We start from the raw sequence: 24,864 nt of genomic DNA on the forward strand, positions 1-24,864 counted from the left end.
TTTCCTACGCCCCTCGGACCCCGCTGCTGACAGGTCCTGACCCGGGCCCGCTCCTAAGCTGTCGCATCGGCAAACATCAGGTGCTGCCGCCCGAGGTCACCCCCGGTGACTCCGACATGCACCGCCACGAAAGGAGCCTGCCATGCTTCACTACACCGTCGTCTTTCTGGTCATCGCTCTGGTGGCCGCGTTGTTCGGCTTCGGCGGCATCGCTGCCGGTGCCGTCGGCATCGCGAAGCTTCTGTTCGTGATCTTCGCCATCCTCACGATCGCCAGCTTCATCGCAGGCCTCTTGCGGCGCCGCTGAAGCGCTAGCATCTTTGCTCGTCGGTCCAGGCCGACCGTCTGATCGATCCCGTTTTTTTCTGGAAGGACCTCCTCATGAACTCCACAGCCAAGACCCCCTCCCAACTCGCCGACGAACTGCGCGGTGCCGCCCAAGATGCGGCTGAAAGCACCCGCAGCTATGCCAAGGATGCCGTCGATGCGACCGGCCAGAAGGTGCGTCAACTGCGCGGCGAAGTGGAGCCCACCGTCGAACAGATCGCCTCGCGCGTGCAGCAGGCCGTACAGCGCGGCCTCGAGGCAGCCTCCAAGACCACCAGCCGTGCCCAAGAGCGCTTCGGGGAGGCAGCCACGGTGACGACGCGCTACATCGCCGACCAGCCGGTTCGTTCGGTGCTGATTGCAGCCGCCGCCGGCGCGGCGATCACCGCCCTGATCGTCCTGGCCAGCCGTCGCAGCAGCGACGAGTACTGATCGCCGTCCACAAACAACCTAGACCGAAGGCGCACGAACCGCTCATGCTCCATCCCGTTTTCTCTGCGGCGCTGCGGCATCCGGCGTTGGTCGGGCGCCATCTGCTCAACTACCTCGCCCTTGCCAGGGTCGAGGTAGCGCAGGCAGGTCGCTCCGTCGTCACGCGTGCCATCGGTGGGGTAATTGCCTTGCTGGGTGCACTCTTCACCCTCGGATGGGGTGGCGTCGCTGTGATGCTCGGCGTGCTGCACGGGCGATTCGAATGGGTCTTGGTGATCGTGCCCGGAGTCGCGGCGCTGCTGCTTCTGATTGGAGTGGTCATGTTGCTGCGTCCTCCCCAGCTTCCTCTTTTCGCCGGACTGAAGAACCAGGCGGCAGAAGACATGCAGGTGCTTCAGGCACTTTCCGAAAGCAGCCATGCCGACCGCTGAACGATTCGACGAGCCCCCAGGCCCGCTGTCGCCCGAGCAGCGCCTCGCGCAATCCAGGCTGGCTTTGCTCGAGGCGCTGGTGCCGCCGCCTCCGCCCCCAAGGGCAACGCGAACTGGCACGTCCCAAAAGCCTCCGGGCCGCGGCCCTTCGTTGCTCCGCAAGTTGCCCTGGCTCGACATGGGGCGCAGCATCGCCCGGCGTTGGTGGCAGCGGCATCCATTGCATGCGGCAGGCCAGTTGGCCCATCCCCTGTTGCAGGGATATGCAGGCCGCCATCCCGCCAAGCTCGTGGCCAGCGCCGCCGTGGCAGGCTCTGTCCTGGCGCTGATACGCCCCTGGCGGCTGCTGTCCGGCACGGCGCTGCTTGCGCTGCTGCTGCGGACCTCCGACGTGGCCGACATGATCACCACCCTGGCCATGTCCCGCTCAGAACCAGAACCTCCCCCACGAAAGGAAATGCCATGAACGACACCCTCGCTGCGCGCCAGCCCCTCGAACTCGATCAGAAGGCCATCGACGCTGCCGCGAAGAGCCTTGACGAAGGCGCCGTGACCCCTAGCTATGGCCCGTGGCGCGACGACATCGTCAAGCTTCTGAACGATGCCTTGGCCACGGAACTGGTCTGCGTCCTGCGCTACAAGCGCCACTACTTCACCGCCAAGGGTGTGGAATCCCCGGCCATCGCGGACGAGTTTCTCGTGCATGCCAACGAGGAATCGGCCCACGCCGACCGCATCGCCGAACGCATCGTGCAACTGGGGGGCGAACCCAACTTCCAGCCGGACAGCCTGTCGAAGCGCAGCCACGCGGACTATGACGAATCCAAGGACCTCCAGGCCATGGTGCGCGCCAACCTCAAGGCCGAGCGCATCGCGGTCGAAAGTTATCGGCAGATGGTGGCACTGATTGGCGACAAGGATCCAACGACCCGCCGCATGCTCGAGGAGATCCTTGCCGACGAGGAAGAGCACGCCGACGAGCTGAGCGACTGGATGAGCAAGTAAGCCCTCCAGGACAATGCAAGGCGCTGTCAGGCGCCGAGGATCCAGCCTTCGAGTGGATCCATCCGGGCCGGGAGTCCATACCCCGGCCCTTCGCTTTTGGTTCGTGCCTCCCCCCAGGCGGCAAGCATCAGACACAGGGCTGCATCCAACGCATCGCCACTGGCGTCGTCCAATAGCACTCTGCGCAGTTCTGCCGGCGCGTCGAGGCGCAGTCCCAACCTCCCCCGACCTTCGATCAGGCCCCCTAGCAATGTCCGCCGGGCATCCTGGCGCTGCGTTGTCTGCTTGGCCCTGTCATCGCTCTTGTAGCTTCGAGAGCCGAGTAAGTCTCGCGCCACCAGACCGGGATAGGCCTCCAGTGCGATGCGCGTGGACCCCTGGCTGCCGCCCTGGCCCGGGAGCCATGCGCCGGCGGCCAGCAATCCCGGTACTCCGGCGTGCATCATCCACGCCACCGGTGGGTTGACCCATTTCATGGAAGGCGAGGACCCGGCAGGTCGATCCGCGGCGCGGTGCGCGAACTTGCCGCCCACGGGTCGTGCCGCGCAGAAGGCCATGAAGCGCAAACGCAGCTCGGCGCGACTCAGCGCCGTGTAGGTGGCCATGCAGCCGGCCCAATCCATCGGCCAGTCCTGAGCGGCGACGAATTCGCGCGGCAGGCCGAAGGGAAAGTCGAATCCCCCTATCCAGGCCGGCGCCTGCGCAAGGCGCTGGGTCCAGGCACCCAACGTCGGAAAGTACTCCAGCGCCTCGAGGACGACCGTGTCGTCACGACGCGTGCCCCACGCGATCACGATGGGCTTGCGGCGGGTCGGCGTGCTGGAGAAGTCGCAGCCCAGCAGGCGCGGGCTCGAGGGCCCACCGCCGTTCACGAAGCGGGCAGGCAGATGCCGCTCAGCTGCGGCCGACGATGGCGGCGGTCGCCATCAGTTCTTCGAGCAGCGCCAGCGATACCTTGCCCGACACGGAATACGGGTCCAGTTCCGGCCGCTCTGAATACTTGAGCACCGTGCTCGCGTTGAGCTTGTTGAGGTTGACCTGGCCCATGGTCCAGCCGCCGAAACGCCGCTCCAGGATCTCTTCGTAATGCAGCAGCACCACGTCCTTGTGCCGGGGATCGCGCAGGATGTGGCCGTAGAGCGTATTCACCGCCATGCGGCCGCCTTCGAGCGCCTGCAGGAACATGCCGCCGCCGTAGCAGAGGATGCCGGTGATGCCCGAGCTCGTGTTGTGTGCACGTCCGGTAGACAGGATGCTGTCGAGCGCCGCGGGCGACACGTCGACGGCGCGGCTTGCGTAGAGAAGGCGCACGAGCATGGCATTCACCCCTTGCGTGGAAGCAGCGCGAGAAATTCGCGGCGCAGGTTCGGATCCTTGAGGAAGACGCCGCGCATGACGGAATTGATCATCTTGCTGTCCGTCTCTTTCACGCCGCGCCACTGCATGCAGAAATGCTCGGCCTCCATGACCAGGGCCAGGCCATCGGGCTGGGTCTTTTCCTGGATCAGGTCGGCCAGCTGCACCACGGCCTCTTCCTGGATCTGCGGCCGACCCATGACCCACTCCGCCAGACGCGCGTACTTGGACAGGCCGATGACGTTGGTGTGCTCGTTGGGCATGACGCCGATCCACAGCTTGCCCATGATCGGGCAGAAGTGGTGCGAACAGGCGCTGCGCACCGTGATCGGACCCACGATCATCAGCTCGTTCAGCCGCTCGGCGTTGGGAAATTCCGTGAGGCTGGGCCCATGCACATAGCGGCCGCGGAACACCTCGTTGAGGTACATCTTGGCCACGCGGCGGGCCGTGTTGCCCGTGTTGTGGTCGCTGTCGATGTCAATCACCAGGCTGTGCAGCACGTCGCGCATCTTGACCTCGACCTCGTCAAGCAGCGCCTCGAGTTCGCCGGGCTCGATGAACTCGGCGATGTTGTCGTTGGCGTGGAAACGATGGCGCGCGGCCTTCAGGCGCTCGCGGATCTTGAGGGAAACAGGCGTGCCCTCGTCGCTCGCCGCAACGGCGGAACGGTCCTCGGGCTGGGCAGGGATCAACATGGGGCGGAATCGTAACAGCAGGGTTTTTTCATCACGGGCGGGCGGCGCCCATTCCCACGCGCAAGCGCGGGCCGCTGTGATCCAGCCTCGGGGTCATGCACGTACCACACCCGCGCTAGCGGCCGGCCTTCAGTCGAGGGCGAACTCGGCCACGAGGGGCAGATGGTCGGACATGCGGGCCCAGATGCGTCCGCGCGGCACCGACAGCGACACCGGCCGCAGCCCCCGGCCATAGATGAAGTCCAGCTGCGCCATCGGCAGCCGCGAGGGATAGGTCGCGCAGCGCGGCATCACCAGATCGACCAGGCCCACTTCGTTCATGGCCGGGCGCATGCGCGCACCCCAGTCGTTGAAGTCGCCGGCCACCACCAGCGGCTCGCCGGGCGGCACCTCGCGCTCGATGTAGCGCTGCAGCTGCGCCACCTGGCGCACCCGGCTGCCGCGGATCAGCCCGAGGTGCACGACGATGGCGTGCACCGGCTGGGTGCCGACGGTCACTTCCACATGCAGCAGCCCGCGTTGCTCGAAGCGGTGATCGGACATGTCCTCATGACCGTGGCGCACCACCGGCCAGCGTGTTAGCAGCGCATTGCCGTGCTCACCGTGGCGGGTGTAGGCATTGGTCTCGTAGACGGCGCGGTAGCCCTCGGGGCAGAGGAAGTCGGCCTGTGGCTGCACCGGCCATCGGGCGAAGCGGCGCTCGCCCTGGCGGTTGAGCTTGCGCACTTCCTGGAGGCACACGAGGTCGGCATCGAGCTGCTCGACGGCATGGCCCAGGTTGTGGATCTCCAGCCGCCGCGCCGGGCCTACGCCCTGAACGCCCTTGTGGATGTTGTAGGTTGCCACCCGCAGCGTCGACAGGGCGCCAAACTCGCTTTCGGCCCGCCCGGGATCGCTCTTGGCATGCACTGCAGTCATGCGCGAAATTGTGGCAGCAGCAGGATGGCTTCCGCGTTGGAAGGGGAAAAGCAGGCGTCGGCTGCATCGCGCCAGGGCAGCCACTGCCAGGCATCGTGCTCGCGCGGCGAGAGGACCGGCGTGATGGCCTCGGGCACGCACAGGCCGAAGAGGTGCTCGGTGTTGCGCGTCACTCCTGGCGCGTAGCGGTGCCGCCAGCGGGGATAGATGTCGTAGACGTTCTCGAGACCCCAGTCCCGCAGGGCCAGCGGCGTGCCGGGGCCGCAGTGGATGCCGGTCTCCTCGGCCACCTCGCGCGCCGCGGTGGCGGCCCAGCTTTCCTCCGGCCAGTCCTTGCTGCCGGTCACCGACTGCCAGAAGGCCGGCGCGATGCCGGCCCGGCGGATCAGCAGCACCTCCATGGCCGGCGTGTGGATCACCACCAACACCGACTGCGGGATCTTGAAGGCCGGCGGCGTTGCGTCCGTGACCATGGTGTGCCGACTGCTGTGTCCACCTGCCGCGCTCCTGTGCAAAGGAGCACGGCAGCCGGAGGCCGCGCGTCAGGCGGCAGGTTGCGCGTTGCGAAGGCGGATGTGCAGCTCGCGCAGTTGCTTCTCGTCCACCGCGCTCGGGGCCTGCGTCAACAGGTCCTGCGCACGCTGCGTCTTGGGGAAGGCGATCACATCACGGATCGACTCGGCCCCGGTCATGAGCATGACCAGCCGGTCCAGGCCGATGGCGATGCCGCCGTGCGGGGGTGCGCCGTACTGCAGCGCGTCCAGCAGGTAGCCGAACTTCAGCTGCGCATCCTCGGCCGAGATCTTGAGGGCGCGGAACACCTTGCTCTGCACCTCCTCGCGGTGGATACGCACCGAGCCGCCGCCCATCTCGATGCCGTTGAGCACCATGTCGTAGGCCTTGGCCAGGCACTTGTCGGGCGCCGTGTCCATCAGGTCCTCGTGACCATCCTTGGGGCTGGTGAAGGGGTGGTGCACCGCGCTCCAGCGCTGGTTGTCCTCGTCGAACTCGAACATCGGGAAGTCCACCACCCACAGAGGTGCCCAGCGGTCCTCGAACAGACCGTTCTTGCGGCCGAAGGCGCTGTGGCCGATCTTCACGCGCAGGGCGCCGATGGCATCGTTGACCACCTTGCCCTTGTCGGCGCCGAAGAAGATCAGGTCGCCGTTGCGCGCGCCGGTGCGGGCGATGATCTCACCCAGGGCGTTGTCGTCCAGGTTCTTCACGATGGGGCTCTGCAGGCCCTCGCGGCCCTGCGACCAGTCGTTGACCTTGATGTAGGCCAGGCCCTTGGCACCGTAGATCTTGACGAACTCGGTGTAGCCGTCGATGTCGCCGCGCGAAAGGCCGCCCTCGGCAGCACCGCCGCCGGGCACCCGCAGGGCCACCACGCGGCCGCCGTCCATGTTGGCGGCGCCGGAGAACACCTTGAACTCCACTCGCTTCATCACCTCGGTCAGCTCGGTGAACTCGAGCTTGACGCGCAGGTCGGGCTTGTCGGAGCCGTACTTGAACATCGCGTCGCCGTAGCTCATGACCGGGAACACGCCCAGGTCGATGTCGGCCACGTTGCGGAAGACGTTGCGGATCATGCCTTCGAACATGTCGCGGATCTCGTCCTCGGTGAGGAAGGAGGTCTCGATGTCGATCTGCGTGAACTCGGGCTGGCGGTCGGCGCGCAGGTCCTCGTCGCGGAAGCATTTGACGATCTGGTAGTAGCGGTCGTAGCCCGACACCATCAGCATCTGCTTGTACAGCTGGGGGGACTGCGGCAGCGCGTAGAAGGCGCCATCGTGCACGCGGCTGGGCACCAGGTAGTCGCGCGCGCCTTCGGGCGTGGACTTGCCCAGCATGGGCGTCTCGATGTCGATGAAGCCGTTGGCGTCGAGGAACTTGCGCGCCTCCATCGTCACCTTGTAGCGCGTCATCATGTTCTTCTGCATCGCGGGGCGGCGCAGGTCGAGCACACGGTGCGTGAGACGCGTGGTCTCCGAAAGGTTGTCGTCGTCCAGCAGGAAGGGCGGCGTCACGGAGGGGTTGAGCACCTTCAGCTCGTGCGCCAGCACCTCGATCTTGCCGCTCTTGAGGCCGTCGTTGGTGGTGCCTTCGGGCCGGGCGCGGACGATGCCCTTGACCTGCACGCAGAACTCGTTGCGAAGGCCTTCGGCCGCGGCGAAGGTCGTGGCGCGGTCGGGGTCGCACACCACCTGCACGTAGCCTTCGCGGTCGCGAAGGTCGACGAAGATCACGCCGCCATGGTCACGGCGCCGATTGACCCAGCCGCACAGGCTGACGGTTTCGCCCATCAGGGCCTCGGTCACGAGACCGCAGTAGTGAGAACGCATGGCCATGCTTTGATTCCTGCGCCCCGCGCGGGGCGCCTTCTTGCTTGTGATGTCAGGATTGCTTGGTGGGCAGCGCGGCAGGGCCGCCTGGCACCACCACGCCCATCGAGACGATGTACTTCAGCGCCTCGTCGACGCTCATCTTCAGCTCGATGCAGTCGCTGCGCCGGAGCATGACGAAGTAGCCGCCCGTGGGGTTGGGCGTGGTGGGTACGTACACGCCCAGGTAGTCGCCATGCAGGTGGTTGACCACGTCGCCCCCGGGCGCGCCGGTGACGAAGGCGATGGTCCACATGCCCTCACGTGGCCACTGCACCAGCACCGCGGTGCGGAAGGCATTGCCGCTTTCGGAGAACAGCGTGTCCGAGACCTGCTTGACGCTGGAGTAGATGGAGCGCACTACCGGAATGCGGCGCACCAGCGCATCGCCCCAGCCCAGCAGCCGCTTGCCGATGAAGTTGCTGGCCACGGCGCCCACCACCAGCAGGATGGCCAGCGTGAGCAGCACGCCCAGCCCGCGGATGCGGTGGTCGGACAGCCAGACCTGCCACTGCTCGGGCAGCAGCCACAGTGTCTGGTCCAAGGTGCCGACGATCCAGTTGAGCACGCCCAGGGTCACGGCCAGGGGCACGATGACCAGGAGGCCGGACAGGAGCCACTTGCGCAGGGCGAGCATGGTGCGGAGCGAAGGTCAGTCGGCCTTGGCGGCGGGCGCCGGGGCGGGTGCGGGGGCCGCAGGCGCCGGCGACGCGCCAGCAGGCGTCGGCGCTGGCGCGGGCGCCGCGGCATCACCGCTGGCCGGGGCCGACGCCGGGGCGTTGCCGCCGGACTTGGCGGTGTTGGAGCCGCCCTCGCGGAAATCGGTGACGTACCAGCCGGAGCCCTTGAGCTGGAAGCCAGCGGCGGTCAATTGCTTGCTGAGCGACGCAGCACCGCACGAAGGGCAGACGGTGAGCGGCGCATCCGACATCTTCTGCAGCACATCCTTGGCAAAGCCGCAGGCGCTGCATTTGTAGGCATAGATGGGCATGGAAAAAGCTGCTGAAAAGACGTGAAACGGGCGGCCGGCGGCCGCCGCGCAAAGCCCACGATTATAGGCGCCGACCCCGGGCTTTCCCCTGCCAGAGGCCTCAACAGCCTGCCCTTGTCGCGCCTTATTCCCCGGCCAGCATCCGGTGCGGCATGCGCCGGTTGGCCACCCATTGCGGCATCAGGGAACCCACCACCATGCCCGCCGCGGAGGCGAGGACGCCGGCCAACTGGGCCGGGAACACCGCGCCCCACGGCAGTGCCAGTCCGGCCAGCCAGACGCCGACGCCCAGAAGCACGGCAGCCACGGCCCCTTGCGTGGTGGCCCGGTTCCAGTAGAGGCCGAAGACCAGCGGCACGAATGCGCCCACCAGCGGCACCTGGTAGGCGCCCGACACCAGTTCGTAGATCGAGGTGCCCTGCATGCGGATGGCATAGGCCAGCACCGCACCGCTGAACACCAGCACCGTGATGCGCATGGTGCGCAAGTTTTCCCGGTCCGTGCCCTGGGGGCGGAACTGGCGCCAGATGTTCTCGGTAAATGTCACGCTGGGTGCCAGCAGCGTCGCCGACGCAGTGGACTTGATGGCCGACAGAAGCGCCCCGAAGAAGAACACCTGCATGACGAAGGGCATCTTCTCCATCACCAGCGTGGGCAGCACCTTCTGCGGATCCTCCTTGAGCAGCGCCGTCGTCTGCTCCGGCATGATGATCAGCGCGCTGGCCACCAGGAACATGGGCACGGCCGCAAAGAGGATGTAGGCCACACCGCCAATCACCGGGCCGCGCGTGGCGGCCTTCACGTTGTTGGCGGACATCACGCGCTGGAACACGTCCTGCTGCGGGATCGAGCCCAGCATCATCGTGATGGCCGCGGCGATGAAGAAGATGATGTCGTGCCAGCTCGGCTCGGGCCAGAACTTGAAGAGCTCCTTGCTGGCCGCCAAGTCGATCACCTTGTCGGCGCCGCCGGCCATGTTGCCCGCGAAGACCGCGATGATCGACAGGCCCGCCACCAGGATGATCATCTGCACGAAGTCGGTGACGGCCACCGACCACATGCCACCGAAGAGCGTGTATGCCAGGATCGAGATGACGCCGATCGCCATGCCCCAGGGCACGCTCACCGCACCGCCCGACAGCAGGTTGAACACCAGCCCCAGCGCCGTGACCTGCGCCGACACCCAGCCCAGGTAGCTCAGCATGATGATCAGCGAACACACCACCTCGATGAAGCGGCCGTAGCGCTCGCGGTAGTAGTCGCTGATGGTCAGCAGCGTCATGCGGTAGAGCTTGCCGGCGAAGAACAGGCCCACCAGGATCAGGCAGGTGCCTGCGCCGAAGGGGTCTTCCACCACGCCGCCCAGGCCCCCCTCGATGAACTTGGCCGGGATGCCCAGCACCGTCTCCGACCCGAACCAGGTGGCGAAGGTGGTGGTCACGATCATGAACAGCGGCAGGTGCCGTCCGGCGATCGCGAAGTCGGTCGTGTTCTTCACCCGCCGGGCCGCATACAGGCCGATGCCGATGGTGACCAGCAGGTAGACGATGACCAGTGACAGCAGCACGACGGACTCTCCTCGAAGAAGGCTTGTTGTTGGAACCGGAAGAAAGGCAGGATGGGAAGGCGCTCAGAGCCAGTGCAGCCGCGGCAACACCTGCATGACCAGCACTCCCAATACAAAACCCGTGCCACCCCAGAGCACAGCCTGCAGAAGCCGGTGGGTGCGTTTGTGGGCCGCCAGCAGCTCCTGCAGCTCGCGCCGCTCGTCGCCGGGACGCTGCGCAAGGTAGTCGTGCAACAGGCGCGGCAGCTGCGGCAGCAGCTTGGCGTAGCGCGGGCCCTCCGCACGCAGCTGCTCCCACAGCTTGCGCGGGCCGATCTGGTCGGCCATCCACTTCTCCAGGAAGGGCTTGGCCGTGGCCCACAGATCCAGCTCGGGATCGAGCTGGCGGCCCAGGCCTTCGATGTTGAGCAGCGTCTTCTGCAGCAGCACCAGCTGCGGCTGGATCTCCACATGGAAGCGGCGCGAGGTCTGGAACAGACGCATCAGCACCATGCCCAGCGAGATCTGCCGCAGCGGCCGGTCGAAGTAGGGCTCGCACACCGTGCGGATGGCGGCTTCCAGTTCGTCGATGCGCGTGCCGGGCGGCACCCAGCCGCTTTCGAGGTGCAGCTCGGCCACGCGCTTGTAGTCACGTCGGAAGAAGGCGGCGAAGTTCTGCGCCAGGTATTCCTTGTCGGACTCGGTGAGCGTGCCCACGATGCCGAAGTCCAGCGCGATGTAGCGGCCGAAGGTCTCGGGCGCCAGGCTCACCTGGATGTTGCCCGGGTGCATGTCGCCGTGGAAGAAGCCGTCGCGGAAGACCTGGGTGAAGAAGATGGTCACGCCGTCGCGCGCCAGCTTCTTGATGTCCACGCCCGCCGCACGGATGCGATCGAGCTGGGCGATGGGGACGCCCTTCATGCGCTCCATCACCATCACCTCGGGATGGCACCAGTCCCAGAACATCTCGGGGATCAGCAGCATGTCGAGCTTGGCCATGTTGCGGCGCAGCTGGGCGGCATTGGCCGCCTCGCGCACCAGGTCCAGTTCGTCGTGCAGGTACTTGTCGAACTCGGCCACCACCTGCCGCGGCTTCAGACGTTTGCCATCGGCCGACAGGCCCTCGACCCAGCCGGCCATCATGGCCATCAGCTCCAGGTCCTTGTCGATGACGGTGCGCATGCCGGGGCGCAGCACCTTGACGGCGACTTCGCGCAGGCTGCCGTCCGCCAGGCGCAGCGTGGCGAAGTGCACCTGGGCAATGGAGGCGCTCGCCACCGGCGTGGTGTCGAACTGCTCGAAGATCTCGGAAATGGGCCGACGGAAGGCGCGCTCGATGGTCGCCACCGCGATGGCCGAGTCGAACGGTGGCACACGGTCCTGCAGCCAGGCGAGCTCATCGGCGATGTCGGGCGGCAGCAGGTCGCGCCGCGTGGACAGCACCTGGCCGAACTTGACGAAGATCGGGCCCAGGCTCTCGAGTGCCTCGCGCAGGCGCTGGCCCCGCGGCGCCTCCAGACGCCGTCCCAGCGTCAGGATGCGCGCCAGCCGGCGGATCAGCGGATTCTGGAAGCTGGTGAGGACGAGCTCGTCCAGGCCGTAGCGCAGTGCGACCCAGACGATGAAGAAGCCGCGGGCGATGCGCCTCATTCGGCGCTGCCGCCGGAAGACCGCGGCCGTGCGGCGCGGTCCACGAACTGGCGCAGCGCGCCAGCCACCTTGCGGGCCGCATTGCCCACGGCGTGGGCCGGCGCATCGCCGATCAGGCGCGCCAGATCGTCCTCGACGTCCCAACGCACATGGTCGACCAGCCAGTTGACCTCGGCCGCGAGCTGCACGTCGCCTTCGATCTCGACCTTGGGCTTGTCGCCGCGCAACTGGGCGCCGGCCAGGGCGAAGGGCGAGGTCTCGGTGATGGTGAGCGTCAGATCCGGCAGCGCCGCATCGGGCGCCACGTCGAGCAGGCCGGCCGGCGTGGCGACCAGGCGCATGTGCATCGCGCGCCAGCGGAAGAGCACGACCCGCCCCTTCTGCCGCGCCAGGCGGTCCTGCGCCTCGGGCTCCTGCTGCAGCACGTGATTCAGGAAGAGCACGGCACGGTGCTGGACCTCGTGGATGGCCCAGGCAGGCGGCTGGAGGCGCTCGCCAATGCGCTCGAACAGCGATTCCACAAAAGCAAATGAGGACGATGGTGTGACCATGTCCCCATTATCTGGTGGCGGGCCGCTGCGCAGGCAGAAACCCGGGCCCGTCCGACGGGCCAATGCGCCTTATTGGAGCGCCTGCACGCCGGCCACGAGCCAGCCGCCGCCGTGGGCGGGCTTGCTCATGTTCCAGACCTCGCGGAAGGGGCTCGGGCCCGTCGAATCGTCCTCGCGGATCATGCCGGAGAACTCCACGCTGGCGAGGTAGACGTCGGGCATCTCCTCGATGCCCAGCAGCTTGGCGTCGAGCATCACCACTTCCGTCTTGTTGGGACGGCCGCCGGAACTGCGCTCGCGCTCTTCCAGCTGGGTGCGGATCTCTTCGACCATGCTGTCGGTCATCATGGAGCGAAGCGCCGGAATGTCGGCGCGGTCCCAGGCATGCTGCAGCGTCACGAAGTTGCGCTTGGCCGCGGCCAGGAACCCATCGACATCGAAGCCGTCAGGCACACCCCAACCCTGCGCACCTTGCAGCGCAGAGCCGATGCTCACGCCGGTCGCACCCGCCAGGGTGGAAGCCGAGCCGCCATTGCCACTCGCGGCCGTGCCGTCGAAGGCCGCCTGCTGGCGCTCCCAGGGACGGGCCGAGGCATCGTTGCCGACGTTGTTGGGGCTGTAGCTGCGCGGCATGCTCGGCGAACCGGCAGCACCGGCGCCCTGCATGGCCAACTGGCCAGTGGCGCCACGCGAGCGGTTGCTCAACACGCGCCAGACCACCACGGCGGCCAGCACCAGCAGCGCGATCAGCAGGAAGTTGCCGAAGGCGGCGCCCAGGCCCAGCGAATTCGCCAGCCATGCCAGGCCCAGGCCAGCCGCGAGGCCGCCCAGCATGCCTGCCCACGGACGCTTGGGCGCGGCCTGCGCTGCGCCTGCGGGCGCACCGGGCTTGGCCGCCGGCGCCGCGTTGGTCGCATTCTGGGTCGGAGCGCCCGGTGCGGCCGGCGGCGCCGCCTCACGCTGCGTCACGTTGTTGGACTGCCGCCCCATCGACTTGCCCCCGCCCATGCGCTTGGCATCGGCGTCCAGGCTCACGACGGCCATCGACGCACACACCAGCAGCACAGCCCACAAATTTCGCTTCATCGTCCAGTCTCCTTCCGGATTCGAAACATCAGTTTCAGATCGACTCGTAGTTCTCTTGTTGTGTGAATAGCGAGCACGCTACTCCCCTTGCACCTGACGGCCCCATGCAATGAGGCCGGGCCGGTCAGCCCCTCAACACTTGATTCCAACATGCAGGGCCACCACGCCCCCTGTCATGTTGTGATAGTCCACATGTCCGAAACCGCCCTCTTTCATGAGGGTCTTGAGCGACTCCTGATCCGGATGCATCCGGATGGACTCGGCCAGGTAACGGTAGCTGGCGTCGTCGCCCGCCACCGCCTTGCCCAGGCGCGGCAGCACGTTGAAGGAATACCAGTCGTAGGCCTTGCGTAGAGGCTGGGCCACCTGAGAGAACTCCAGCACCAGCAGCTTGCCGCGCGGACGCAGCACGCGATTCATCTCTTTGAGCGCCGCGTCCTTGTGCGTCATGTTGCGCAGGCCGAAGGCCACGGTGACGACGTCGAAATGGTTGTCCGGGAAGGGCAGCTTCTCGGCATCGCAGACCGTGGTGGGCAGCACCACGCCGGCATCGAGCAGGCGCTCGCGGCCGGTGCGCAGCATGGCCTCGTTGATGTCGGTGTGCACCACCTGGCCGCTGCGGCCCACCTTCTTGGCGAAGGCGAGCGCGAGGTCACCGGTGCCGCCGGCGATGTCCAGCACCTTCGAGCCTTCGCGCACGTTCGCGACCATCACGGTGTACGCCTTCCATGCCCGGTGCAGGCCCATGGACATCAGGTCGTTCATCAGGTCGTAGCGCGGGGCCACGGAATCGAACACGCCGCGCACGCGGCGCGCCTTGTCGCTTTCGTCGACGGTCTCGAAACCGAAGTGGGTGGAACTCATGGGTCCGATGTTAGGCGGATCGTGCAGCCTTCCGGCCGACGACCCTTGACAGGCGGCGGACATTCGCGCAGCGCGCGATGCCCGTCGACCTCAGGAAGGACTGCAGGTGGCGGGGCCCGACTTGGGCATGGGCGCATCGCGGTCGACACCCGCTTCGGCGATGCGGCGCTCGTATTCGGCCCAGTGCTCGGACTGGCGCGCGCCCAGGTCGTAGAGCAGGTCCCAGGAATAGATGCCGCTTTCGTGCCCGTCGCTGAAGAGCGGCTGCACGGCATAGTGGCCCACCAGTTGCAGGTCAACGATCTCGACCTCGCGCTTGCCCGTTTGCAGGATCTCCTGGCCAGGCCCGTGGCCCTTCACTTCGGCCGAGGGCGAGCTGATGCGCAGCAGTTCGTAGGGGATGCGGAACACCGCGCCATCGGAAAAGCCCACCTCCAGCACACGCGACTGCGCATGCAGGGTGATGGATTCGGGCGTCGGTGCGCCGGGCTTCAAGCCTGCCATGCGGAAGATTCCTTGCTCATCGAGATCAACGGCGCGCGAGCGCGGCCACCATGGCCGCCTCCGCCGCGGGCAGGCGGGCCTGCACGTCCTGCTCGCGCGCGATGTCGCGCGCACGGCGCGCCTCGGCCCACACGGGCGAGGGAAAGTGGCTGTCCCAGTCGAAGCGCGCGATCACGTGCCAGTGCAGGTGCGGGACCATGTTGCCGAGCGTGGCCACGTTCATCTTGGCGGGCGCCAGCGCATCGCGCAGCGCACGCTCCACGGCCACCACCACGCGCATGCACTCGGCACGCTCGTCGTCCGGCAGGTCGGAGAACTCGACCACGTGCGCCGTCCACACCACGCGGTAGAAGGCCGGAAAGCCCGCCTCCTGTGCATGGATCACGCGCCACTGCGCGCCCTGTGCGACCACGCGGCCGCCCCGCTCGTCGCACAGCGGGCAGCCTGCGACCACGCTCACACCAGCACCCGCTCGATCCCGCCCGCGTTGGCGGCGGACACGTATTCGGGCATCCAGTTCTCGCCCAGGATGCGGCGCGCCATCTCGACCACGATGTAGTCTGCTTCGAGCAGGCCGTTGTTCAGGTCATTGCCGTAGCGCGACAGGCCCTGCAGGCAGCTCGGGCAGCTGGTGAGGATCTTCACGTCGCCCTGCGCCGGCAGCGCATGGGCGGCGCGCAGCGCGGCCTCGCCCTTCTTCAGCTCTTCTTCCTTGCGAAAGCGGATCTGCGTGGAGATGTCCGGGCGCGTCACGCCCAGCGTGCCGGATTCGCCACAGCAGCGGTCGCTCTTGAGCACCTGGTCGCCCACCAGCGACTTCACGGTCTTCATCGGATCCTGCAGCTTCATGGGCGTGTGGCAGGGGTCGTGGTACAGGTAGGCGGCGGCGTTGGCCTCCAGCTTGATGCCCTTCTCCAGCAGGTACTCGTGGATGTCGATGATCCGGCAGCCGGGGAAGATCTTGTCGAACTGGTAGCCCTGCAGCTGGTCGTAGCAGGTGCCGCAGCTCACCACCACGGTCTTGATGTCCAGGTAGTTGAGCGTGTTGGCCACGCGGTGGAACAGCACCCGGTTGTCCGTGATCATCTGCTCGGCCTTGTCGAACTGGCCCGAGCCACGCTGCGGATAGCCGCAGCACAGATAGCCCGGCGGCAGCACCGTCTGCACGCCGGCATGCCACAGCATGGCCTGCGTCGCCAGGCCCACCTGCGAGAACAGCCGCTCCGAGCCGCAGCCCGGGAAGTAGAAGACCGCCTCGGTCTCCGGCGTCGTGGCCTTGGGGTCGCGGATGATCGGGACGTAGTCGGCGTCCTCGATGTCCAGCAGCGCGCGGGCCGTCTTCTTGGGCAGGCCGCCGGGCATCTTCTTGTTGACGAAGTGGATGACCTGTTCCTTGATCGGCGCCGTGCCCAGGCTGGCCGGCGGATGCGCGGTCTGCTTCTTGGCCGCGGGACGCAGCAGGTCGTTGGCCAGGCGCTGCGCCTTGAAGCCCACTTCCACCATGCCGGTGCGCATGGCCTTGATGGTCGACGGATTGGTCGCGTTCAGGAAGAACATGGCCGCCGCGTTGCCGGGGCGGAAGCTCTTCTGGCCCATCTTGCGCAACAGGTTGCGCATGTTCATCGACACGTCGCCGAAGTCGATCTTCACCGGGCAGGGCGTCAGGCACTTGTGGCACACCGTGCAGTGGTCGGCCACGTCCTCGAACTCCTGCCAGTGCTGGATCGACACGCCGCGGCGCGTCTGCTCCTCGTACAGGAAGGCCTCGACCAGCAGCGAGGTGGCGAGGATCTTGTTGCGCGGGCTGTAGAGCAGGTTGGCGCGCGGCACATGCGTGGCGCACACCGGCTTGCACTTGCCGCAGCGCAGGCAGTCCTTCACCGAGTCGGCAATGGCGCCGATGTCGGACTGCTGCATGATGATCGACTCGTGCCCCATCAGCCCGAAACTGGGCGTATAGGCATTGGTCAGGTCGGCATGACGGGCATCGGCCGGCGCCGCATCGCCGCGCAGCAGCTTGCCCTTGTTGAAGCGGCCTTCCGGATCGACCTGCTGCATGTACTGCGCGAAGGGCGCCAGCTCCTCGTCGGACAGGAACTCCAGCTTGGTGATGCCGATGCCGTGCTCGCCCGAGATCACGCCGTCCAGGCTGCGGGCGAGCTTCATGATGCGCTCCACGGCCTCGTGGGCCGTCTGCAGCATCTCGTAGTCGTCGCTGTTGACGGGGATGTTGGTGTGCACATTGCCGTCGCCAGCATGCATGTGCAGCGCCACCCATACACGGCCCTTGAGCACGCGCTTGTGGATGGCCTCGCACTCGGCCAGGATGGGCGCGAACTCGCTGCCGCCGAAGATCTTGGCCAACGGCGCGCGGATCTCGGTCTTCCAGCTGGCGCGCAGCGAGTGGTCCTGCAGTTGCGGGAACAGCGCTTCCACGTCGCCCAGCCAGCTCTGCCAGCGGCCGCGCACCTCGCGCACCAGGGCCACGGCCTGCTGGACGCGGCCTTCCAGCAGCTCGGCGGCGGGAATCTCGTGCGCGTCGTCGCTCTTGCCCAGCGGCAGGTTGCCGCGCGAGAGGAAGGCCTCCAGCTCGTGCGTGAGTCGGATCTTGTTGCGCAGCGACAGTTCGATGTTGATGCGCTCGATGCCGTCGGTGTACTCGGCCATCCGCGGGAGCGGGATCACCACGTCCTCATTGATCTTGAAGGCGTTGGTGTGGCGGCTGATGGCCGCGGTGCGCTTGCGGTCCAGCCAGAACTTCTTGCGCGCCTCGGGGCTGATGGCAATGAAGCCCTCGCCCGAGCGCGAGTTGGCGATGCGCACCACCTCGCTGGTGACGCGGGCCACGGCGTCGGCATCGTCGCCGCTGATGTCGCCGAAGAGCACCATCTTGGGCAGGCCGCCGCCGTGCTTCTTGCTCTTGGTGGCATAGCCCACGGCCTTGAGGTAGCGGTCGTCCAGGTGCTCCAGCCCCGCGAGCAGCACGCCCGAGCGCTTCTGCTCCGCGAACATGAAGTCCTTGATCTCGACGATCGAGGGCACGGCGTCCTTGGCATTGCCGAAGAACTCCAGGCAGACGGTTCGCGTGTGCGCCGGCATGCGGTGCACCACCCAGCGGCAGCTGGTGATCAGGCCGTCGCAGCCTTCCTTCTGGATGCCGGGCAGGCCGGCCAGGAACTTGTCGGTGACATCCTTGCCCAGGCCTTCCTTGCGGAAGGTGCGGCCAGGGATCTCCAGGCGCTCGGTTCGCAGGGGCGTGCGGCCGTCGGCGGCAAAGTACTGCAGCTCGAAGACCGCGCTGTCGACGTCGTGGATCTTGCCCAGGTTGTGGCCCAGGCGCGTGACTTCCAGCCACTCGGCCTGCGGCGTGACCATGCGCCAGGAGGCCAGGTTGTCCAGCGCCGTGCCCCACAGCACGGCCTTCTTGCCGCCGGCGTTCATGGCCACGTTGCCGCCCACGCAGGACGCCTCGGCCGAGGTCGGGTCGACCGCGAAGACGAAGCCCGCCCGCTCGGCCGCATCGGCCACGCGCTGCGTCACCACACCGGCCTCGGTCCAGATGGTGGGCACCGGGCCGTCCAGGCCGGGCAGGCTCACCATCTCGACCTCGGTCATGGCCTCGAGCTTCTCGGTGTTGATCACCACGCTCTTCCAGGTCAGCGGAATGGCGCCGCCGGTGTAGCCGGTGCCGCCCCCGCGCGGAATGATGGTGAGGCCGAGCTCGATGCAGGCGGCCACCAGCGCGGCCATCTCGGCCTCGGTGTCGGGCACCAGCACGACGAAGGGGTATTCCACCCGCCAGTCTGTGGCGTCGGTCACGTGGGCCACGCGCGAGAGGCCGTCGAATTTGATGTTGTCGCGCGCCGTGCAGCGACGCAGCACGCGCTGGGCCTTCTGACGCAGGGCCGCGAGTTCGTCGAAGTGGGCGGAGAAGCCGTCGATGGCCTGCTGCACCAGCACCAGCAGCTCGCCCACCAGCGTGTCGCGCTGAGCGTCGTCCTGCGGCGTGCGGCGGCGCTGCACCTCGGCCAGGCGGTGGCGCAGGGCCTCGACCAGCTGGCCGCGGCGGCGCGGGTTGTCCAGCAGGTCGTCCACCAGGTAGGGATTGCGCTGCACCACCCAGATGTCGCCCAGCACCTCGTACAGCATGCGGGCGGAGCGGCCCGTGCGGCGCTCGTCGCGCAGGCTCTGCAGCAGCTCCCAGGCCCGGCTGCCGAGCAGGCGGATCACGATCTCGCGATCGGAGAAGCTGGTGTAGTTGTACGGAATCTCGCGCAGACGCGCCGGCTCGGCGGCCTGCGACAGCAGCGCATTGAGCGCGGTCGGGGCATTCATCGGGGGAAGGCGCCACGGCAGGGCGCCTCGCGCCCTTGAACCGGGGGGCGGATTTTAGTCGCCGCCCTCATGGCGGCGCTCGTCAAGGCCCATGCGCGGCCGCGCCCTCCACATCGGGCAGGTTAGACCGTGATTTCGATCCGGTTGCCCTCAGGGTCGAGTACCACGCTTTCGTAGTAGCCGTCGCCAGTGCGCCGCGGCCCGTCGAGCAACGGCGCGCCCTGGCGCTGCAGATCCTTCGTCAGTGCGTCGACCCGGGCCTCGCTGCCCACCGCCATGGCCAGATGCGTCAGGCCCATGCGCTGGCTGCCGGGTGCCGCCGCCAGCGGCGCCAGCGTGCTCGTGGTCATGAACTCGATCCGGCCACCGTCGCCGAAGGCCACGAAACGGGAGGCGAATCCCTTGGCGGCATTCGTGTAGAGCGACCCGACCTGGCCATCGAAAGCGCGGGCATAGAAGGCGCACATGGCGTCCAGATCGTGCACCCAGAGGGCGACATGGTCGATGCGTGGCATGGAGGCAATGGAAGACGAGGAAAGTTATGGCAGGAGAGGACGTTACGCGGTCTCATCGCCTGCGAAGACGGCGCCGCGGGCCGCCAGCAGTTCGCGCAGGACCGAGCGATGGCAGCGGCTCTCATGCTCGCAGTAGCAGCCGACGGACAGGTTGGCGTCGCGCGACAGGACAGCCAGCAGGTCGAGCGACTGCTGAGCCTCCGGCGTGTTCAGCTCCGCCTTGAATTTGCGCACGAAGGCGGACCATTGCTGCGGCGTCTCGGCCTCGCGTCCCTGCTTCAGGGTGTCGGCAGAGGGCGCCAGGACGGGGAACCAGACGTCGTACCAGTTGCCCGACGAGAACGCCGCCTTGGACACACCACGGGGCGGGCGGCGGACGGTTCCGATGCGCGTGCCTTCGTCCGCGGCACGCGGCGACCCCTGCTGAACGACTCGAAGTGGCATGGACGCTCCCGGCAATGACGAGGAGCGCCATCGTACGGGCACCCGAGGCCGGCTCTTGCGGCAGTGGCCGCGGCTTCGGCAGTGCTGCGAGGCGGCCCCGGCGGGACCCGCAAGCGACGCCGAGGCAGGCGCGGCGCGGCGCCTAGAACAGCACCCGGCTCTTGATCGTCCCCGGCACCTTGGCCAGCGCCTCGTGCGCCACGTCGGACGACGTCGCATCCACGTCGGTCACCACGTAGCCCACCTTGTCGTTGGTCTGCAGGTACTGCGCCGCGATGTTGATGTGGTGGTCTGCAAACACCTGGTTCACGGCCGAAAGCACACCGGGCACGTTGCGATGGATGTGCAGCAGCCGGTGCTTGCCCGGATGCGCCGGCAGCGCCACCTCAGGAAAGTTGACCGAGCGCGTGGTCGTGCCGTTGTCGCTGTAGCGCACCAGCTTCTCGGCCACCTCGACGCCGATGTTGGCCTGCGCCTCCATGGTCGAGCCACCGATGTGCGGCGTAAGGATCACGTTGTCCAGCCCGCGCAGCGGCGACTGGAATTCATCCTTGTTGCTCTTGGGCTCCTTGGGAAAGACGTCGATGGCGGCGCCGAGCAGCCGACGCTCGCGCAGGGCCGCGGCCAGCGCTTCGATGACCACCACCGTGCCGCGTGAGGCATTGATGAGGATGGCGCCCGGCTTCATGGCCGCGATCTCGGCCTCGCCGACCATCCATTGCGTGGAGGGCAGCTCCGGCACATGCAGGCTCACGATGTCGGACTGGGCCAGCAGCTCATCCAGGCTGCGGGCCTGGCGCGCATTGCCCAGCGGCAGCTTGGCCACCACGTCGTGGAAGACCACATGCATGCCCAGCGCCTCGGCCAGCACCGACAGTTGCGCGCCGATGGAGCCGTAGCCCACGATGCCCAGCGTCTTGCCGCGGATCTCGTAGGCGTTGTCGGCGGTCTTGAGCCAGCCGCCGCGATGGGCCGCAGCGTTCTTCTCGGGCACGCCGCGCAGCAGCAGGATGGCCTCGGCCAGCACCAGCTCTGCCACCGAACGGGTGTTGGAGTACGGCGCGTTGAACACCGCCACCCCATGCTCGCGGGCCGCGTCCAGATCGATCTGGTTGGTGCCGATGCAGAAGGCGCCCACGGCCACCAGCTTGGGGGCGGCGGCGAACACCTCGGCCGTGAGCTGCGTGCGCGAGCGGATGCCCAGGAAGTGGACGTCGGCCAGGCGGGCCTTCAGCTCTTCGCCTTCGAGCGCCCCGGGCAGGACCTCCACCTGCGTGTAGCCGGAGGCCTGCAGCAGTTCGACCGCGGAAGGATGGATGCCCTCCAGCAACAGGAACCTGATCTTGCCCTTGTCCAGCGAGGTGGTCTTCGTCATGCCTGGCATCAACACGTTGTCAAAACGGTCGAGTATGGTTGAAGCCTGCTGCACCGCCGCAGCGCATGCGCGCCGCCCTGGCCGCAAAAAGGGTTTCCCCGCTTGAGCTCGGAGTGCCAGCCATGCGACAACCCGCCGTCATGCTGTCACAAGACAGCCATAGTCTTTTCACTTTTGTCATTCGCATCCAGGAGTCTTCATGCGATTCACGCAACTTGCTGCAGCCGCCACCGTGGCCGTCATGGCCGCCGTTCCGGCGCACGCACAGACCGAGATCCAGTGGTGGCACGCCATGAGCGGCCCGCTGGGCGAGTGGGTCAACGACCTCGCCAAGCAGTACAACGAGAGCCAGAAGGAATACAAGGTGGTGCCCACCTTCAAAGGCACCTATGACGAGTCGATGACCGCCGCCATCGCCGCCTTCCGCTCGGGCAACGCCCCGCACATCCTGCAGGTGTTCGAAGTGGGCACGGCCACGATGATGGCCTCCAAGGCCGCCATCAAGCCGGTGGCCGAGGTGATGAAGGAAAGCGGCGTGAGCTTCGATCCCAAGGCCTACATCCCCGCCGTGGCCGGCTACTACACGGCCCCCAACGGCCAGATGCTGAGCCTGCCCTTCAACAGCTCGACGACGATCTTTTACTACAACAAGGACGCTTTCAAGGCAGCCGGGCTGGACCCCGAAAAGGCACCGAAGACCTGGCCCGAGGTCGTCGCCGCCGCCGCCAAGCTCAAGGCCAGCGGCCACAAGTGCCCCTTCACCACCAGCTGGATCAGCTGGACGCAGCTCGAGAGCTTCTCGACCTGGCACAACACGCTGTTCGCGACGCGCAACAACGGCTTCGGCGGCACCGACGCGCGCCTGGCCTTCAATTCGCCGCTGCATGTGCGCCACTTCGAGAACCTGGCCAACATGGCCAAGCAGGGCCTGTTCGTCTACAAGGGCCGTGGCAATGTGCCGGACGCCGCCTTCCCGGCCGGCGAGTGCGCCATGATGACCGGCTCGTCGGGCCTGTACGCCCGCGTGGCCAAGGACGCCAAGTTCGCCTATGGTCTTTCGGCCCTGCCCTACTACCCCGACGTGGACGGCACGCCCCAGAACACCGTGATCGGCGGCGCCAGCCTGTGGATCATGGCGGGCAAGAAGCCGGCCGAGTACAAGGGCGTGGCGGACTTCTTCAAGTTCCTGTCGAACGCCGATGTGCAGTCGGCCAGCCACAAGCGCACCGGCTACCTGCCGATCACCCTGGCCGCCTATGAGCTCACCGAGAAGTCCGGCTTCTACAAGGAGAAGCCGGGCACCGACGTGGCCGTGACGCAGATGATCCGCAAGACCACCGACAAGTCGCGCGGCATCCGCCTGGGCAACTTCGTGCAGATCCGCACCATCATCGACGAGGAGACCGAGCAGATCTGGTCTGGCAAGAAGAGCGCCAAGGAGGCGCTGGACGCCGCCGTGCAGCGCGGCAACGAGCAACTGGAGCGATTCCAGAAGGCCACGCGCAGCTGACCTTCGCCCCTTGCGCTGTCGCATGCGCGACCCCAGGTCCCCCCGTGACACCGGGGGACGCAGGGGCCGCGAATGTTGACACAACGTAGACTCCCGACCGCCCGCACTGCTCCGCGCTGCGGGCGTTCCTGTTTCTCGATGCCCCATGGAAAAACGCGTCCTCTTCCGATCCTCCTGGCTGCCCTGGGTGCTCATCGCGCCCCAGATGGCGGTGATCCTGGTGTTCTTCTTCTGGCCTGCCAGCCAGGCCGTGCTGCAGTCCCTGCAGAGTGAGGACGCCTTTGGCACGTCGACCGTGTTCGTGGGGCTGGAGAACTTCCAGCACCTGTTTCAGGACCCGGCCTACATCGAGTCCTTCAAGGTCACGGCCATCTTCTCGGTGCTGGTGGCCGGCTGCGGCATCGCGCTGTCGCTGATGCTGGCCATCTTTGCCGACCGCATCCTGCGCGGGGCGCTGGCGTACAAGACCTTCCTGATCATTCCCTATGCAGTGGCGCCCGCCGTGGCAGGGGTGCTGTGGGTGTTCATGTTCTCGCCCTCGATCGGCGTCGTCGCCTACGGCCTGCGCAGGATGGGCTACGACTGGAACCACCTGATCAACTCCAACCAGGCGCTGTCGCTGATCGTGGTGGCGGCGGTGTGGAAGCAGATCTCCTACAACTTCCTGTTCTTCCTCGCGGGCCTGCAGTCGATCCCGAAGGCGCTGATCGAGGCGGCCTCCATCGATGGCGCCGGGCCCATGCGGCGCTTCTGGACCATCCAGTTCCCGCTGCTGTCGCCGACCACCTTCTTCCTGCTGGTGATCAACGTGGTGTATGCCTTCTTCGACACCTTCGCGCTGGTGCATGCCACCACCGAGGGTGGCCCGGGGCGCGACACGGCCATCCTGGTCTACAAGGTCTGGCACGACGGCTTCCGTGCGCTCGACCTCGGCGGCTCGGCCGCCCAGTCGGTGGTGCTGATGCTGATCGTCGTCGTGCTGACGGTGGTGCAGTTCCGCTACGTCGAGAAAAAAGTCCAGTACTGATCGAGTCACCATGGTTGAACGACGCCCCGGCCTGACGGTCCTTTCGCATGTGGTGCTCCTGCTGGGCATCCTGATCATCGCCTTCCCGATCTACCTGGCCTTCGTGGCCTCGACGCACACGCGCGACGAGATCGTGCAGGTGCCCATGCCGCTCACGCCCGGCAAGCACCTGATCGAGAACTACACCGCCGCCCTCACCGGTACCGCCGAGACGCAGGGTTCCAAGGCGGCCGTGGGCCGCATGATGTGGGTGAGCCTGGTCACGGCGCTGGTGATCGCCATCGGCAAGATCGCCATCTCGCTGCTGTCGGCCTTCGCCATCGTGTACTTCCGCTTCCCGTTCAAGAAGCTCGTCTTCTGGATGATCTTCGTGACGCTGATGTTGCCGGTGGAGGTGCGCATCCTGCCCACCTACAAGGTCCTGTCGGACCTGAACATGCTCAACACGTATGCGGGCCTCACCGTGCCGCTGATCGCTTCGGCGACGGCCACCTTCCTGTTCCGGCAGTTCTTCCTGTCGGTGCCGGACGAGCTGGTGGAGGCGGCGCGCATCGACGGCGCAGGGCCCATGCGCTTCTTCAAGGACATCCTGGTGCCGCTGTCGCAGACCTCCATCGCGGCGCTGTTCGTGATCCAGTTCATCTACGGCTGGAACCAGTACCTCTGGCCGCTGCTGGCCACCACCACCGAGGACATGTACCCGGTGGTGATCGGCATCAAGCGCATGATCGCCAGCGGCGACGCGGCCAACGACTGGAACATCATCATGGCGACGGCCATCCTGGCGCTGCTGCCGCCGGCGGTGGTCGTGATCCTGATGCAGAAATGGTTCGTCAAGGGCCTTGTTGACACCGAGAAATGAGCCCACCCCCGTTTCTTGCTCACTTCGTGTAGCCGAATCCCCCCTCAAGGGGG

The 24,864-nt window shown here is 66.9% G+C and carries 27 protein-coding genes; 8 read left to right on the top strand and 19 right to left on the bottom strand.

All coding sequences use genetic code 11. The features are described from left to right. Positions 1 to 142: 142 nt before the first annotated feature. From BXA03_RS22860 to BXA03_RS22880, 5 genes are all read left to right on the top strand, one after another. On the top strand, positions 143 to 307 hold the full coding sequence (locus BXA03_RS22860) for a DUF1328 domain-containing protein (RefSeq protein WP_017761762.1): 165 nt from the start codon (positions 143 to 145) through the stop codon (positions 305 to 307). 74 nt (positions 308 to 381) lie between these two features. Then, the gene (locus BXA03_RS22865) at positions 382 to 759 is read left to right on the top strand and encodes a hypothetical protein (RefSeq protein WP_076511485.1); all 378 of its coding nucleotides are present in this window, start codon (positions 382 to 384) and stop codon (positions 757 to 759) included. Positions 760 to 803: 44 nt separating this feature from the next. Next, a complete protein-coding gene (locus tag BXA03_RS22870; protein WP_076511486.1) occupies positions 804 to 1,190 on the top strand; it encodes a hypothetical protein in 387 nt (128 codons plus the stop codon). A 163-nt stretch (positions 1,191 to 1,353) separates the two neighbouring features. Beyond that, entirely contained in the window at positions 1,354 to 1,656 is a 303-nt protein-coding gene (locus BXA03_RS27335) for a hypothetical protein (protein WP_234983804.1), read from the top strand. Further along, positions 1,653 to 2,195: a ferritin-like domain-containing protein gene (locus tag BXA03_RS22880; RefSeq protein WP_076511488.1), complete on the top strand. Its 543-nt coding sequence runs from the start codon at positions 1,653 to 1,655 to the stop codon at positions 2,193 to 2,195. The genes BXA03_RS27335 and BXA03_RS22880 overlap by 4 nt, the downstream gene beginning before the upstream one ends. Positions 2,196 to 2,221: 26 nt before the next feature. On the opposite strand, the gene BXA03_RS22885 is transcribed toward BXA03_RS22880, so the two are convergent. The 19 genes from BXA03_RS22885 to serA all read right to left on the bottom strand — a co-directional run bounded on the left by BXA03_RS22885 (position 2,222) and on the right by serA (position 21,412). Next, positions 2,222 to 3,067, bottom strand: coding sequence for a DUF429 domain-containing protein (locus BXA03_RS22885; RefSeq protein ID WP_076511489.1), 846 nt, complete (start codon positions 3,065 to 3,067; stop codon positions 2,222 to 2,224). Between the two features lie 22 nt (positions 3,068 to 3,089). Beyond that, positions 3,090 to 3,512: a BLUF domain-containing protein gene (locus BXA03_RS22890; RefSeq protein ID WP_076511556.1), complete on the bottom strand. Its 423-nt coding sequence runs from the start codon at positions 3,510 to 3,512 to the stop codon at positions 3,090 to 3,092. A gap of 5 nt (positions 3,513 to 3,517) precedes the next feature. Next, on the bottom strand, positions 3,518 to 4,249 hold the full coding sequence (gene folE, locus BXA03_RS22895; RefSeq protein WP_076511490.1) for a GTP cyclohydrolase I: 732 nt from the start codon (positions 4,247 to 4,249) through the stop codon (positions 3,518 to 3,520). 129 nt (positions 4,250 to 4,378) lie between these two features. Next, positions 4,379 to 5,167, bottom strand: coding sequence for an endonuclease/exonuclease/phosphatase family protein (locus tag BXA03_RS22900; protein WP_076511491.1), 789 nt, complete (start codon positions 5,165 to 5,167; stop codon positions 4,379 to 4,381). Next, positions 5,164 to 5,640 carry a dihydroneopterin triphosphate diphosphatase gene (gene nudB, locus BXA03_RS22905; protein WP_076511492.1) on the bottom strand — a complete coding sequence of 159 codons (477 nt, stop codon included), beginning with the start codon at positions 5,638 to 5,640 and terminating at the stop codon, positions 5,164 to 5,166. Before nudB ends, BXA03_RS22900 begins: the two co-directional genes overlap by 4 nt. Positions 5,641 to 5,709: 69 nt before the next feature. Continuing rightward, complete coding sequence (aspS, locus tag BXA03_RS22910; RefSeq protein ID WP_076511493.1) at positions 5,710 to 7,518, bottom strand: aspartate--tRNA ligase; 1,809 nt, start codon at positions 7,516 to 7,518, stop codon at positions 5,710 to 5,712. A gap of 46 nt (positions 7,519 to 7,564) precedes the next feature. After that, positions 7,565 to 8,188, bottom strand: a complete 624-nt coding sequence (locus tag BXA03_RS22915) for a DUF502 domain-containing protein (protein ID WP_076511494.1) — start codon at positions 8,186 to 8,188, stop codon at positions 7,565 to 7,567. A 15-nt stretch (positions 8,189 to 8,203) separates the two neighbouring features. Beyond that, positions 8,204 to 8,542 (bottom strand): FmdB family zinc ribbon protein, encoded by a 339-nt coding sequence (locus BXA03_RS22920; RefSeq protein WP_076511495.1) that lies wholly within the window; start codon positions 8,540 to 8,542, stop codon positions 8,204 to 8,206. Between the two features lie 124 nt (positions 8,543 to 8,666). Continuing rightward, positions 8,667 to 10,109 carry a high affinity choline transporter 1 gene (locus BXA03_RS22925; RefSeq protein WP_076511496.1) on the bottom strand — a complete coding sequence of 481 codons (1,443 nt, stop codon included), beginning with the start codon at positions 10,107 to 10,109 and terminating at the stop codon, positions 8,667 to 8,669. 63 nt (positions 10,110 to 10,172) lie between these two features. Beyond that, positions 10,173 to 11,738, bottom strand: coding sequence for a ubiquinone biosynthesis regulatory protein kinase UbiB (gene ubiB / locus BXA03_RS22930; RefSeq protein WP_076511497.1), 1,566 nt, complete (start codon positions 11,736 to 11,738; stop codon positions 10,173 to 10,175). Next, positions 11,735 to 12,289, bottom strand: coding sequence for a ubiquinone biosynthesis accessory factor UbiJ (locus tag BXA03_RS22935; protein ID WP_076511498.1), 555 nt, complete (start codon positions 12,287 to 12,289; stop codon positions 11,735 to 11,737). Before BXA03_RS22935 ends, ubiB begins: the two co-directional genes overlap by 4 nt. Before the next feature lie 69 nt (positions 12,290 to 12,358). Further along, positions 12,359 to 13,375: a Tim44 domain-containing protein gene (locus BXA03_RS22940; RefSeq protein WP_076511499.1), complete on the bottom strand. Its 1,017-nt coding sequence runs from the start codon at positions 13,373 to 13,375 to the stop codon at positions 12,359 to 12,361. Positions 13,376 to 13,507: 132 nt separating this feature from the next. Continuing rightward, complete coding sequence (ubiE, locus tag BXA03_RS22945; protein WP_017761574.1) at positions 13,508 to 14,239, bottom strand: bifunctional demethylmenaquinone methyltransferase/2-methoxy-6-polyprenyl-1,4-benzoquinol methylase UbiE; 732 nt, start codon at positions 14,237 to 14,239, stop codon at positions 13,508 to 13,510. A gap of 90 nt (positions 14,240 to 14,329) precedes the next feature. Further along, positions 14,330 to 14,743, bottom strand: coding sequence for a gamma-butyrobetaine hydroxylase family protein (locus tag BXA03_RS22950; RefSeq protein ID WP_076511500.1), 414 nt, complete (start codon positions 14,741 to 14,743; stop codon positions 14,330 to 14,332). A gap of 25 nt (positions 14,744 to 14,768) precedes the next feature. Next, positions 14,769 to 15,203, bottom strand: a complete 435-nt coding sequence (locus BXA03_RS22955; protein ID WP_076511501.1) for an HIT family protein — start codon at positions 15,201 to 15,203, stop codon at positions 14,769 to 14,771. Further along, positions 15,200 to 19,078, bottom strand: a complete 3,879-nt coding sequence (locus BXA03_RS22960) for a DUF3683 domain-containing protein (RefSeq protein WP_076511502.1) — start codon at positions 19,076 to 19,078, stop codon at positions 15,200 to 15,202. The genes BXA03_RS22955 and BXA03_RS22960 overlap by 4 nt, the downstream gene beginning before the upstream one ends. Before the next feature lie 122 nt (positions 19,079 to 19,200). Further along, the gene (locus BXA03_RS22965; protein ID WP_076511503.1) at positions 19,201 to 19,593 is read right to left on the bottom strand and encodes a VOC family protein; all 393 of its coding nucleotides are present in this window, start codon (positions 19,591 to 19,593) and stop codon (positions 19,201 to 19,203) included. Between the two features lie 42 nt (positions 19,594 to 19,635). Further along, positions 19,636 to 20,037 carry a DUF488 domain-containing protein gene (locus BXA03_RS22970; protein ID WP_076511504.1) on the bottom strand — a complete coding sequence of 134 codons (402 nt, stop codon included), beginning with the start codon at positions 20,035 to 20,037 and terminating at the stop codon, positions 19,636 to 19,638. A 142-nt stretch (positions 20,038 to 20,179) separates the two neighbouring features. Continuing rightward, positions 20,180 to 21,412: a phosphoglycerate dehydrogenase gene (gene serA / locus BXA03_RS22975; RefSeq protein WP_076511505.1), complete on the bottom strand. Its 1,233-nt coding sequence runs from the start codon at positions 21,410 to 21,412 to the stop codon at positions 20,180 to 20,182. Positions 21,413 to 21,611: 199 nt separating this feature from the next. Between serA and ugpB the strand changes: the two genes are divergently transcribed. From ugpB to ugpE, 3 genes are all read left to right on the top strand, one after another. After that, the gene (ugpB, locus tag BXA03_RS22980; RefSeq protein ID WP_076511506.1) at positions 21,612 to 22,922 is read left to right on the top strand and encodes a sn-glycerol-3-phosphate ABC transporter substrate-binding protein UgpB; all 1,311 of its coding nucleotides are present in this window, start codon (positions 21,612 to 21,614) and stop codon (positions 22,920 to 22,922) included. A gap of 145 nt (positions 22,923 to 23,067) precedes the next feature. Further along, positions 23,068 to 23,949, top strand: coding sequence for a sn-glycerol-3-phosphate ABC transporter permease UgpA (gene ugpA, locus BXA03_RS22985; protein ID WP_076511507.1), 882 nt, complete (start codon positions 23,068 to 23,070; stop codon positions 23,947 to 23,949). Between the two features lie 10 nt (positions 23,950 to 23,959). Beyond that, on the top strand, positions 23,960 to 24,811 hold the full coding sequence (gene ugpE / locus BXA03_RS22990; RefSeq protein WP_076511508.1) for a sn-glycerol-3-phosphate ABC transporter permease UgpE: 852 nt from the start codon (positions 23,960 to 23,962) through the stop codon (positions 24,809 to 24,811). The last annotated feature ends 53 nt before the right edge of the window (positions 24,812 to 24,864 follow it).

The organism is Pseudacidovorax sp. RU35E (genome assembly GCF_900156165.1).
GTDB lineage: Bacteria > Pseudomonadota > Gammaproteobacteria > Burkholderiales > Burkholderiaceae_C > Xenophilus.